7 protein-coding genes are annotated in these 13351 nt (G+C 51.9%); 4 read left to right on the top strand and 3 right to left on the bottom strand.

The genetic code is table 11. The annotated features are described in order from the left end of the window. Window positions 1–3: 3 nt before the first annotated feature. Together ACTJJS_RS07050 and ACTJJS_RS07045 are read right to left on the bottom strand one after the other, a co-directional pair. Window positions 4–1851: a glycoside hydrolase family 2 protein gene (locus ACTJJS_RS07050; RefSeq protein WP_440663022.1), complete on the bottom strand. Its 1848-nt coding sequence runs from the start codon at window positions 1849–1851 to the stop codon at window positions 4–6. A gap of 24 nt (window positions 1852–1875) precedes the next feature. After that, entirely contained in the window at window positions 1876–2898 is a 1023-nt protein-coding gene (locus ACTJJS_RS07045) for a glycoside hydrolase family 43 protein (protein ID WP_440663021.1), read from the bottom strand. Between the two features lie 194 nt (window positions 2899–3092). Here ACTJJS_RS07045 and ACTJJS_RS07040 point away from each other — a divergent pair, with 194 nt between their 5' ends. The 3 genes from ACTJJS_RS07040 (at window position 3093) to ACTJJS_RS07030 (ending at window position 9420) form a co-directional block, all read left to right on the top strand. Continuing rightward, a complete protein-coding gene (locus ACTJJS_RS07040) occupies window positions 3093–6251 on the top strand; it encodes a ligand-binding sensor domain-containing protein (RefSeq protein ID WP_440663020.1) in 3159 nt (1052 codons plus the stop codon). Continuing rightward, a complete protein-coding gene (locus tag ACTJJS_RS07035) occupies window positions 6233–7006 on the top strand; it encodes a response regulator transcription factor (protein ID WP_440663019.1) in 774 nt (257 codons plus the stop codon). The genes ACTJJS_RS07040 and ACTJJS_RS07035 overlap by 19 nt, the downstream gene beginning before the upstream one ends. A 176-nt stretch (window positions 7007–7182) precedes the next feature. Further along, on the top strand, window positions 7183–9420 hold the full coding sequence (locus tag ACTJJS_RS07030) for a cation:proton antiporter domain-containing protein (RefSeq protein WP_440663018.1): 2238 nt from the start codon (window positions 7183–7185) through the stop codon (window positions 9418–9420). A 59-nt stretch (window positions 9421–9479) separates the two neighbouring features. Here ACTJJS_RS07030 and acnA read toward each other — a convergent pair whose 3' ends face one another. After that, window positions 9480–12206 (bottom strand): aconitate hydratase AcnA, encoded by a 2727-nt coding sequence (acnA, locus tag ACTJJS_RS07025; protein WP_440663017.1) that lies wholly within the window; start codon window positions 12204–12206, stop codon window positions 9480–9482. A gap of 108 nt (window positions 12207–12314) precedes the next feature. On the opposite strand from acnA, the gene ACTJJS_RS07020 reads away from it, so the two are divergent. Beyond that, window positions 12315–13148, top strand: a complete 834-nt coding sequence (locus tag ACTJJS_RS07020) for a class I SAM-dependent methyltransferase (protein WP_440663016.1) — start codon at window positions 12315–12317, stop codon at window positions 13146–13148. Window positions 13149–13351 lie beyond the last annotated feature (203 nt).

The following is a 13351-nucleotide window of genomic DNA, read 5'->3' as shown; positions in this document are numbered from 1 at the left end:
ATATCAGGGTTTGAGTGTTACCAGGGCTGGATTATAAAGTTTTTGACTTACCGCTTTCAGTTTCTCTGCGGGCACTTTCTGGACTCTGCGGTCGTAGGTCATCAGACCATTGATTTCCACTTCCACGTCGGTGGTTTGGGTATATACCGCGGCGGACAGGCCCAGTTTGATCAGCTCCTCCAGCCGGTCAGTGAAAGCGGAGTAACGTTTAAACATATCATCGGCGTTTTTAAAGCTCTGGTATCCCCAGTTATCTTTCTGCTGCCATACATGTCCGTCTACCGGCAGTCCCAGTCCGCCGTACTCTCCCAGCACGATAGCGCGTTTGTCGCCATATACCGCAGGATCAGGCATGGCCGGCTCAGGATAATTGTGCAGGTCGATGATGGGCCCTATCGGGTAGAAGTTGCCACCGCTGGCGGTATTCACCAGGCGGGACGGGTCTTTCTTCATCGTCCATGCCGCGATGTCCATGGTCTTAAACTGCCCCCATGCTTCGTTGAACGGCGTCCATACGATGATGGAAGGGAAGTTATAAAGGGTATTGATGATCGCGTTCCACTCTTTGCGATAGTATGCTTCGGATTCGGGAGAACGTTTTTTATCAGTGGCCCTGTCGATGATGCCCGGGCGCATTTCCCAGCCGTTGCCGAGGTCGCCGCTGGGCATGTCCTGCCATACCAGCATACCGAGTTTATCGCAGTAATAGTACCATCTGGCTGGTTCTACTTTGATATGTTTGCGGATCATGTTGAAGCCCATCGCTTTGGTTTGCGCGATATCGTATTGCAGCGCTTCGTCAGTGGGCGCGGTGTACAATCCGTCAGGCCACCAGCCCTGGTCCAGCGGACCGAACTGGAACACGAAGCGGTTGTTGAGCAGCATGCGCTGAACGCCGTTGTTGTCTTTTCCGATGGAAGATTTACGCATGGCGAAATAACTCTTTACTTCGTCTATCACCTTTCCTTTACGGGTGATGGTAAAGCGGAGATCATACAGGAACGGTGATTCCGGTGACCATAACTTAGGGGACGCGATCTTCAGTTGCAGCGGTTGTGCTTCCAGGTTGCCGGAAGCGACTTCCGTACCGCCGTCCAACGCTGTCACTTTCACCACGTCGCCAGGCTGGCGGCCGGGGATATCTGCCGTCACGGTCAGTTCCGCGCGATCGATGTCGGGCGTTTGTGTAGTGCCGGCGATATAAGTGTCGGCCACGCCTTCCACCCATACGGTCTGCCAGATACCGGTGACCGGCGTATACCAGATACCGTTAGGTTGTTTCACCTGTTTGCCTCTGGGCTGCGGGCCATCATCGGTAGGGTCCCATACGCTGATCGTAATTTCCTGCGCGCCCTTTTTCAGGAAAGGGGTGATATCAAAGGAGAACGGATCAAAACCGCCTTCATGGCTGCCGGCTTCTTTACCGTTAACGTATACGGTCGTACGCCAGTCTACCGCACCAAAATGCAGCAGTACCTTTTTGCCTTTCATGGTAGCAGGCAGCGTGATGCTGGTACGGTACCACAACAGGCTGTCTTTGCCCACCGTGCGGCCTACACCGGACAGTCCTGATTCAATGGCGAACGGCACCAGTATCTTTCCATCCCAGGAAGCGGGCGTGGCGGCGTTTTTCTCCCGTACAGCATACTGCCATAATCCGTTGAGGTTTTTCCAGTTGCCACGCACCAGCTGTGGGCGCGGGTATTCAGGCAGCGCCGCTGTTGGATTTACTTTTTCACTCCAGGGAGAAGTGATTTTTCCGCCTGCTATTTTCCACTCTTGTTGTTGCGCATAAGCCGTGGATGTTAATCCGAGGGATAAAGCCAGTACTAAAAGGTTGTTTTTTATCATACGTTGTCAATTGTCAAATGATGATTATTCTCCCGCGGGCTTGCGTTGCGGTTCGCCGATCTTCACCGGTCCACCGATTACCGGGAGGCCGCCGGCGTCCCATGTGAGGCGCTGCATGCGGGGATTACGTTGGCCGCCGCAGCCTTGCTTGGCGCGGGAATTGGCGTGGTAGATGATCCAGTCTTCTTTACCGTTGACGGATTTAAAAAAGCCGTTATGTCCTGGGGAGAAAGCCCCGTTTTCCGGTTTGCCTTTGAGAATGGGTTCCGGCATTTTGGTCCAGTTGGCCGCTACCATCGGGTCTGCATTCTTTTTGAGGCGCATCAGTCCGAGGGCGTAGTCATCTGTCCAGCAGCCGCAGACAGAGAATACGAGAAATACGTCCCGTCGTTTGTTGACCAGTATTTCCGGGCCTTCGTTGATACCGTTTTTCTCCCATGGATACCGGGGCGCGGCTATCTCCACGCGGCCGGAGGCCAGCGTCCACGGGTCCTTCATGCGTGCGATATAAAGCCGTTGCACATTATCCTTACCGTTATGCCCGCTCCAGATAAAATAACGTTGCCCCTTATACGAAAAAACGGTGCCGTCGATGGCGAAATCGTTGGCGGCCGTATCGCGGATTTGTCCTTTATCGGTCCAGGTACCGGTAGTAGGATCTGCTGCTGTATTTTCCAGTACGAAAGTATGTTGCGGATGTATGCTGTCTGATGAGCCGGCAGTGTAATAAAGATACCATTTACCATCAAGGCGGTGTAGCTCCGGCGCCCAGATGTCGCGCGCATTCGGTCCTTTGGCCGGTGGCGTCCATACCACTACGGCAGGCGCAGCAGCTAAGGCCGACATGGATTTTGTTTTGCGAATTGTGATGTTATGGCCGGTAGTAGCCATGTAATAGTATATGCCCCCTTCCTGTATGACCCAGGGATCGGGGCCGCTTTGCAGCAACGGATTAGTGAATGTTGCGGCTGTGTCCGGCTTTAGCTGTTGGCAAAGCCCGGTCATCGACAGTAAAAGATATAAGGGCAACAGGTAAACGCCTTTCATAACATAGATTTTGATTGATTTAAGCGTATAAAAAACGCTTAAACTATTTTCCAAAGAAAAAGAATACCGGATTTGATAGTACGCTTTTTCGTCTCAATCTTTTTACAAATCGTCTCATTTTTTGGTGGCAGACCTTGATTCCTGAATCGGAATGGATATTATTATCTTTATAAAAACCTTTTATTCTTTTGCAGTTGCGCGGTATTGTCATTTTCCTGTTGCTTTTCGCCGGCTTTCCGGCCTTCGGCCAGTCTGTCAACTTTATACATTACCAGGTAGAGAACGGGCTGTCAAATAATGCGGTGATCTGTTCTTTGCAGGACAGGCAAGGGTTCATGTGGTTTGGCACCAAGGACGGCCTCAACCGCTTCGACGGCTATACGTTCCGCGTTTTCCGCCACGACCCGCAGCAGCCAGGGAGTATCGGCGGCAACTATATATCGGTGATATGGGAAGATAATGACGGCCTGTTGTATATCGGCACCGATAAAGGGCTATACGCCTACAATCCCGCCACAGAACAGTTCACCTTCATCAAAGCCCAGCCGGGTATTATCCTCGCCATCGACAAAGACCTCGATGGCAATATCTGGTTCAGCGACGACCTGAAATTGTACCGTTACAATCCGCATACCGGCGAACTGAAGGCACCGGCACATTATCCGCAGGCCAGCAACCTATGCAGGGCAACGGATGGCAACATCTGGCTGACATCGCCCGAAGGGCGGATAGCCGTGTACAACAGGCAAACAGACCGGTTTACGGCCTATTCCCTGTTTGACCACTCTCCCCCAACAACCTCCACGTGGACCACCAAAATGACAGGCACCGGTCCGGACACCATTCTCGTTGGCACTACCACGCAGGGGCTTAAGCTGTTCAACACCCGGCTGCATACGTACGAAGACCTGCTCACCCGCACCGAAGAAGGCACGGGCACGTATGTACGTGATTTCCTGCGCCGCGGCCCCGATGAATACTGGATAGCTACGGAAAGCGGCATCTACATCTACCATCCGTCTGATAAAAGTTATATCAACCTCCGAAAAAAATACAACGATCCTTATTCTATCTCCGACAACGCAGTATACACGTTGTACCGCGACCGGGAAAACGGAATCTGGGCGGGCACTTATTTCGGTGGTGTTAATTATTTCACAGAATCTTATACCGCTTTTGAAAAATTTTTTCCGCGCACCGGTGAAAACGCCCTCGGCGGCAACGCTGTGCGGGAAATATGCGCCGACCGCTACGGCCGTCTCTGGATAGGCACAGAAGACGGCGGACTAAACAGCATGGACATACGCAGTGGCAACATCACGCGTTTCAGGCCTCTGCCTGGCGGAGGCGGACTGTCACACACCAATCTGCATGGTCTGCTCGTTACCGGAGACACGCTGTGGATAGGCACTTTCGAGCATGGCCTCGATCTGATGGACGTACGCAGCGGGAAATTTATCCGTCACTACGCCGCCGGCAACGGTCCCTACGACCTGCGAAGCAATTTTATCTACAGCATTACGCAGGACCGTAACGGTGATATCCTGTTCTGCACTTCGAGGGGGCTTTACCGTTATCTCCGTGATCGTGACGGCTTCGCCCTTATTAAAGAACTACCGGATTATTTCTTTTATACCTGCGTATACCAGGACAGCGAAGGCACTTACTGGGCGGGCACCACACGCGACGGCCTCCATCATTTCAATCCGCGTACCGGCAAAAAAGGCCTGTATCTCTTCAGCAGTACCGACAGTACCAGTCTGCCTAACAACCGCGTAGACCATATCTTCGAAGACAGCCGCCGCCAGCTCTGGTTCACCACAGAGGGAGGCCTCTGCCGGCTGGACAAAGCCACCAATCGTTTTACGAGATATACCACCCGCAACGGGCTACTAAGCAACATGACCTATAACCTTTTGGAAGACGACCAGCACGATTTGTGGATCACCACTTCCAGGGGACTGGCACATCTCCATCCCGGCACTGGTAACATCAAAGTATATACGAAAGCGAATGGCCTGCTCAATGACCAGTTCAATTACAATTCAGCCTACAAAGACAGCTGCGGCACTATGTATTTCGGTAGCGTAAAAGGCATGATACGCTTCAATCCCGCCAGCCTGCCTGCCGACAGCTATGTGCCGCCCGTGTACCTCACTGGTTTCCAGGTGTATAACAAACCGCTGTTGCCCGGTAATGCAGCCTTACCGAAAGCCATCAATTACACCGATACCATTACGCTCGCCTATGACCAGTCGTCTTTCAGCATCGATTTTGCGGCGCTGCGTTTCAGTGCACCGGAAACAACGCCGTACGCCTACAAAATGGAAGGACTTGATAAAGACTGGACATACCTGGAAACCAATCGCAAGGCCGTCTTCACCAAACTGGCGCCCGGCACCTATCGCTTCCTGGTGAAAGCCGCCAACAACAGCGGCCAGTGGACCACCGCGCCGCGGCAACTGACCATTCGTATACTGCCGCCGTTCTGGGCCAGCTATCCCGCTTACGCATGTTATCTCATCTGCCTGTGCAGTATTACCTGGTTTATCATCCGGCATTACCGCCAGCGCAGCCGGCAGCAGCAACAGCGCCGTATGGAGTTGCTTGAACATGAAAAAGAAAAAGAACTGTACCAGGCCAAGATTGAATTCTTCACACACATCGCCCATGAAATACGTACACCGCTGACGCTCATCAAAGGCCCCATGGAGAAGGTGATACAACGCTCGGGAGAAGTGCCGCAGGTACAGAAGAACCTTCAGATCATGGAGCGCAATACCAACCGGCTGTTGGACCTTACCAATCAACTGCTCGATTTCCGGCGAACGGAAATCAACGGTTATAAACTGAATTTTGTCAAAGCCGCCATTCCGGCGCTGTTGCAGGAGATACACCTACAGTTCCTTTCCGCAGCGGAACAGAAAGAGCTGCAGTTTCGTATATCCCTTCCCGTGCAGGAATTTTTTGCTTATATCGATATAGAAGCGTTCAACAAAATCATCAGCAACCTGGTGAGCAATGCTATCAAATATGCCAGCGGAGAGGTATTGATAACGCTGTTACCTGTCAGCCCCGATGCAGCACGTTTTACCATTCATATTCAAAACGACGGCATCCTTATTCCGTCGGAGATGAAGGAGAAGATATTTGAGCCGTTCTTCCGTGGCAAAGGGGCCGACAACCAGCCTGGCACCGGTCTGGGCCTGTCCATCGCGCGGTCGCTCACGCAGCTGCACCAGGGCACGCTGGAGCTGCAACACACCACCAACCGTCATAATCTGTTCGTACTGACCTTACCTATACATCAGGAAATAGAATTTAATCTCAGCAAATGGAAAAGCATATCATAACCCGGCCACAGCTGCTGCTGGTAGACGATAATCAGGAGATCCTTGATTTCATCGCCGACGACCTGCAGGACAAGTACCACATCGTTACCGCAAAAGACGGCGTTGCCGCCCTGCGGGTGCTGCGTGACAGCGCCATTCAGCTGGTCGTCAGTGATGTGATGATGCCTGAAATGGACGGCTTTGAGCTTTGCCGCCAGATCAAATCGGACGTGGAATACAGCCATATCCCGGTGATACTGCTCACCGCCCGCAATACCCTGCAATCCAAGATCGAAGGCCTTGAACTGGGCGCAGACGCCTATATCGAAAAGCCTTTCTCCCCGGCACACCTGGAAGCACAAATTGCCAGTCTGCTGAGCAACCGGCAAAAGGTGCGGGACCATTTCGCCGCAGAACCCACCGTTCCTATCCGCAGCATGGCCATCTCCCACGCCGATGAAGCATTCCTCGACAAGCTGCACGAAATCATCCTCCAGCACCTCACCGATGTAAACCTCGATGTGGAAGTCCTTGCCGACAAAATGAACATGAGCCGCCCTACCCTGTACCGCAAAATAAAAGTCATCTCTGACCTTACCCCGCATGAACTGATCAACCTCACCCGCCTTAAAAAGGCCGCCACACTGCTGGACAGCGGATATTACAAAGTCAATGAAGCCGCGGAAATGACCGGCTTTGCGTCGTTGAATAATTTCAGCCGCAATTTTCAGAAACAGTTTGGCATGCTGCCTTCAGAATATTTGGGAAGGAGGTGAATTGTCATCCTCCATCCTGTATTTTCCCTTTAACATTTACTTGTCAACCCCCTGAAAAAATAATATATTAGCGAAGTTCAGCGATTCGACAATTGGCTTTAAACACATTATGCCGGCACGTTTATACGCGCTGACATAACCGTACATTACGCAATCTATAAATCGATTTTTACTGTATGCATCTACCGAAATTGATTATTGACCTGGCATTGATTCTTGGAGCGGCAGGTATTATTACTTTATTGTTCAGGCGACTGAAACAGCCCATGGTATTGGGTTATATCATCGCCGGCTTCATCGTGGGCCCTAACTTTCATCTTTTCCCTTCCATCAGTGACGGGGAAAGCGTGAAGATATGGTCTGAGATAGGCGTTATCTTTTTATTATTTTCCCTTGGCCTGGAATTCAGCTTTAAAAAGCTGATGCGTGTAGGAGGCACCGCTGCGATTACCGCCTTCACGGAAATAGCCTTTATTACAGTGGCCGGGTATTTCACGGGTCAACTGATGGGCTGGAGCACTATGGACAGCCTGTTCCTCGGCGGTTTGCTCGCCAGTTCGTCCACTACTATTATCATCCGTGCTTTTGAGGAACTGGGCATCAAGAAAAAACCTTTTACCAAAATTGTTTTTGGCGTATTGGTAATAGAGGATATTGTGGTGATCCTGTTGATGGTATTACTTTCCACCATGGCGGTGAGCAAGCAGTTTGAAGGTTCACAGATGTTGTTCACCATCGCCAAACTCCTGTTTTTCCTGGCGGTATGGTTCCTCGCGGGCATTTTCCTGCTGCCTACCTTCCTGAAAAAAATGGAGAAATATATGAACAGCGAAACGCTGCTCATCCTCAGTATCGCCCTTTGCCTGGGCATGGTGATACTGGCCACACAGGTTGGTTTCTCCGCGGAGCTGGGCGCCTTTATCATGGGCTCTATTATCGCGGAAACCACTTCTTCCGAAAAAGTGGAACATCTCATACAACCGGTGAAAGACCTGTTTGGCGCTATTTTCTTTGTATCCGTAGGAATGCTGATCAACCCGGAAATGATCGTGGAATACCGCTGGCCCGTACTGTGGATTACTTTGCTGACTATTTTCGGTAAGTTCATCAGTACAGGCGTAGGCGCGCTTTTGTCCGGCCGCCCGTTGAAAGAGGCCGTGCAGGTAGGTATGAGCATGGCGCAGGTAGGCGAGTTTGCCTTCATCATTGCTACGCTGGGCGTCACCCTCGGGGTCACCAGCGAGTTCCTGTTCCCGGTAGCCGTAGGCGTTTCGGCGGTGACTACGTTTACCACGCCGTATATGATCCGTTTCTCGACGCCCATGTACAACTGGCTGTCGAAGATCATCCCGGAGAAATGGCTGCTGGCGCTTAACCGCTATTCTGCCAGCTCACAAACCCTTCAGGCGGAAAGCGACTGGCGCATTGTGCTCAACGCCTACCTGAAAGTGATCATCCTCAACAGCGTAGTACTGATCGCCATCATCCTGCTCAACACCTATTATGTAGGACCTTTCATCGCGAAATATATAGAGAACCAGCTGCTCGCCAAACTGATAGCGGTGGTACTGGCCATTGCCATGATGGCGCCGTTTATCTCTGCGCTCACCATCAAAAAGGTACAGGGTATCGCCTATAAAGCGCTGTGGCTCGACTCCAAATACAACCGCGGCCCGCTGGTGGTAGTGGAAGTGATCCGCAACGTGATAGCCGTGCTGCTGGTAGGTTTCCTGCTCAATCAGTTCTTTCCCTTCTGGCAGGCATTGCTGGGCACCTCGCTGGTGATGGCTGTGGTACTGCTGGCACTGCGGCAACAGCTACAGAAATATTACAGCCGTATTGAACACCGTTTTCTGTCCAACCTCAATGCGCGTGAAGAAGCAGATGCCGCCGCCAGGAAAACACCGGCCGCCGATCTGCTTCCCTGGGACGCGCAGGTATCGGAAATAGAGATCAACCCATGGTCTTCACTGATCGATATACCGCTGGTGGACCTGCAGCTGCGGGAAAAATATGGCATCAACGTAGGCGCCATCAAAAGAGGCAATGTCACCATCTATGCCCCCACCCGCCAGGAGAAACTGTTTCCCAACGACGTGATCGTGGCCATCGGCACCGAAGCCCAGCTGGAAGAATTCAACCGCGTAGTGAACACGCTCGTTGTGGAAAGAAGCGACGATATGGCGGATGATAACGTAGGCCTTACCAGCATCGTGGTAGACGAACACAATGGCCTGAAAGGGCAGACCATCCGCAGTTCCGGCATCAGGGAAAAAACCAATGCGCTGGTAGTGGGTATTGCCCGTGGTGCTGAACGTATTCTCAACCCACCTTCTGATATGGCTTTTGAATGGGAAGATGTGGTGTGGCTGGTAGGAGATCGAAAAAAGATATCAGAACTTACCAAAAAATAAAACCAAAGAGCGAAGACCGGATGGATCTTCGCTCTTTGGTTTTTATCGATGATGATCAATTAAGCTTTCTTCAAAAACGCTCTCAGCACATATTGCAGGATACCACCGTTTTTGTAGTACTCTATTTCAATAGCGGAATTCAACCGGCATTTTGCCTGGAAAACAACTGCCGGCCCACCGGCAGGTGTAGCTGTTACCGTTACTATTTTACCTGGGGTGAGGTCTTCCGCTATACCGCTGATGGTATAGGTCTCTGTGCCGAAAAGGCCCAGCGAAGCAGCAGTTTCGCCATTCACATATTCCAGCGGCAGCACGCCCATACCCACCAGGTTGCTGCGGTGGATACGTTCGTAACTTTCGGCGATGACGGCTTTCACACCCAGGAGATTGGCCCCCTTGGCGGCCCAGTCACGGGAAGAACCGCTGCCGTACTCTTTACCGGCCAGGATGATCAACGGCACTTTTGCTGCAGCATATTGCATGGCCGCGTCGTACACCGGCAGCACCATGCCTTGCGGCATCAGTGTAGTAAAGCCGCCTTCTTTCGGTGACAGTGCATTTTTGATGCGAACGTTGGCAAACGTCCCCCTGATCATCACTTCATGATTGCCTCTACGGGAACCATAAGAGTTAAACATCTTGGGATCGATGCCTCTGTCGATCAGGTATTTGCCTGCCGGCGTATCGGCTTTGAAGGAACCCGCGGGCGAAATGTGGTCTGTAGTCACGGAATCGCCCAGCATCAGCAGCACCCGCGCGTCATTGATATCTTCTGCGGCAGACGGCGTATCAGGCAGGTTGTAGAAAAACGGCGCTTCTTTGATATAGGTGGAATCATTGCTCCAGTGATAATCCTGCCCGGTAGGCGCCAGTAATCCTTTCCACTGGTCATCACCTTCAAAGATCACGGAATAGGTGCTTCTGAAATCCTCCTGTTTCACGGCGGCAGCAACGGCCTCGTTGATTTCATCCTGTGTGGGCCATATATCACGCAGAAACACTGGTTCACCGTTAGGGTCATAACCCAGCGGGTCGTTGAGCAGGTCCACGTCTACGCGGCCGGTGATGGCGTAAGCCACTACCAGCAGCGGCGAGGCCAGGAAATTCATCTTCACCTGCGGATGCACGCGCGCCTCGAAATTGCGGTTACCGGACAATACAGAGGCTACGATCAGGCTGCCTTTGTCCACAGCTTCGGCGATATGCGGAGGCAAAGGCCCACTGTTACCAATACACGAAGTACAGCCATATCCCACCACATGGAAACGCAAGGCTTCCAGCTCGTACAGTAAACCGGAACGTTTCAGGTATTCAGTCACCACGCGGGAACCGGGCGCCAGGCTGGTTTTTACCCATGGCTTCACATATAGGCCACGGCTGATCGCTTTCTTGGCTACCAGCCCCGCGCCGATCATCACGCTGGGATTGGAGGTATTGGTGCAACTGGTGATGGCCGCAATGGCAATAGCGCCGTCACTCAGTACATATTCTTCATTTTTTAGTTTGATGCGTACCGATTTCAGATAATCCACTTCTACCGCCACCTCTTCGGTATGTTTCTGGATCTCGTAGGTGAAGGCGGTACCAGACCCACCTTCGTACAGCCAGGCGGTATCACGGCGTTTGCCTTCGGGCGTGTACATCCTTTTAAACTCCTTGTTTAGCAGCGTTTCAAACTCTGCATGCAGGTCTTTCACCAGGATGCGGTCCTGCGGCCGTTTAGGACCGGCTACGGCTGACTGCACCTTCGACAGGTCCAGCTCTATCACATCGGAATACGTGATATTTTCATTGCCGTGGCGCCACAACATATTTTCCTTGCAATATTCTTCCACACGGGCCACCACCTCTTCCGAACGGTTGGTGCGGCGCATGTACTGCAATGTTTGTTCGTCTATGGGGAAATAAGTAACCGTACAGCCAAATTCCGGCGACATGTTGGAAATGGTGGCCCTGTCCGGCACAGAGAGATGATCAAGCCCGTCGCCAAAGACCTCCACAAATTTATCAACCACGCCATATTTGCGCAGTAGCTGTGTGATAGACAGTACCATGTCCGTTGCGGTAACGCCCTCACTTAATTGTCCGGTCAGTTTCAGGCCGATCACCTGTGGACAGGAGAAATAAATCGGTTGCCCCAGGATGGCCGCTTCCGCTTCAATACCGCCCACGCCCCAGCCGAGTACGCCGATACCATTCACCATCGGGGTATGGGAGTCGGTGCCCACCAGTGAATCCGGGAATATCCAGCCATCGCGGGAAATAACGCCATGCGCCAGGTATTCAAGGTTTACCTGGTGACAGATGCCCATGCCCGGCGGCACGACCGTAAAATTATCAAAAGCCTGTTGCGCCCATTTAAGCAGCTGATACCGCTCTTTGTTGCGCTCATACTCGTAGGCCACATTTTTGGTGTAAGCGTAGTCCGTCGCAAAAAAATCCACCTGCACGGAGTGGTCCACCACCAGGTCTACCGGGATGGCCGGGTTGATTTTAGTGCCGTCTTTTCCCCTGCGGATGACTTCTGCCCGGATCGAGGCAATGTCCACCACGGCCGCCACACCCGTGAAATCCTGCATCAGCACACGCGCCGGCTTAAAAGGAATTTCCTTGTCGGGCGGAGTGGGCTGCCAGTTGACCAGCGTTTCCACATGTTCATCGGTGATGGCGAAATTGTCGTGGTTGCGCAATACGTTTTCGAGTAAGATCCTGATGGAGAAAGGTAAACGGGATATCTGCCTGCCTTCCTTTTCCAGTTTGCTGAGAGATGCTATACGTTCCTTCATATGCTATATTGTTGACATTCCTAATGAAACAATGATAATCTGTAATTGTTCTGACTGCATCTGCTATGCGCACGTAAGCCTTATATTCATTAAAAATAACCAATTCTGATGACCAACAGGCTAAAAGTTCCCTCAACAGCAAGGCTCGTGCTGGAGCAGGCTATCAGATTGTATACCAGCCCGCTCGAAAAAGCCTATGTCAACGCGATTGATTTCAGTGAGATCAGCCGGCTCTCGCGCGACCTGACCCGCGCTTATCCGCCGATAGCCGATACCGTTTACTACCGCAAACTGGCCGTCCGCGAAGTGATACGACAAAGCATGGACCAACATCCCGTGCTGCAGGTGCTGATCCTTGGCGCGGGACTGGACCCGCTGTCGCTCTACCTGCTGGAACATTATCCCGGCCGGACCAGCCGTATCGTGGAGGTAGACAACGGGTATATCGAAGAGAAGAAAAAAATCTATGAGGAAATATTACATATAACAGGACCGCTGCATTTCCTTCGGTGCGACCTTACCGATACTGTTTTGCTGGAGGCTATGTTGAAACAGGCAGGGTATGTGCCCGACGAACCCGCCATTATCATTTTTGAAGGTGTCATTCATTACATCAGCAACGAATCTTTTGTGCAGATGATGCAACTGCTGGTCACGCCCCAACAGCACCATCTGGGCGTACTGGATTTTTCACTGGCACTGGAGGAAGTACCAGACAATTTTCTGGTCTATCACCGCAATACGGTGAAGGTGATAGAAACACATCTCAACAGCATCCCCAATCTCAATACCCGTCAACAGATACGGGACCTGGTGGCCCGTTTTGGCCGGCTGGAGTATTTCGAGCCATTATGTGAAACAGAGCGGAAATTCACCGGTACCAACCGGGCTTTTCATCAGCCCGGACACGGTATTGTGGAAATGGCTGTTTTCAGTTTATAGATGCCACCACGGCAGATGTGGATAACTCTCACCCACGATCACCTGTTTCCCGATCATCGGGTCTTCCGGAAATGATCACCATAACCTGAGCCTCCTCCGGGAAACAACGTATAGCCATCGAAGTGAAGCACAAAAGGCCTCCCGGCCGGAAAAATGACGTGCAGGCGTTGCCGTTAAAAAGTACGCTATTTCAGCACATGAAA

Source organism: Chitinophaga sp. 22308, assembly GCF_052045305.1.
Classification (GTDB): Bacteria; Bacteroidota; Bacteroidia; order Chitinophagales; family Chitinophagaceae; genus Chitinophaga; species Chitinophaga varians_A.
Note: the sequence above shows the minus strand (reverse complement) of the source record. Positions and strands in the feature narration are given on the sequence as shown.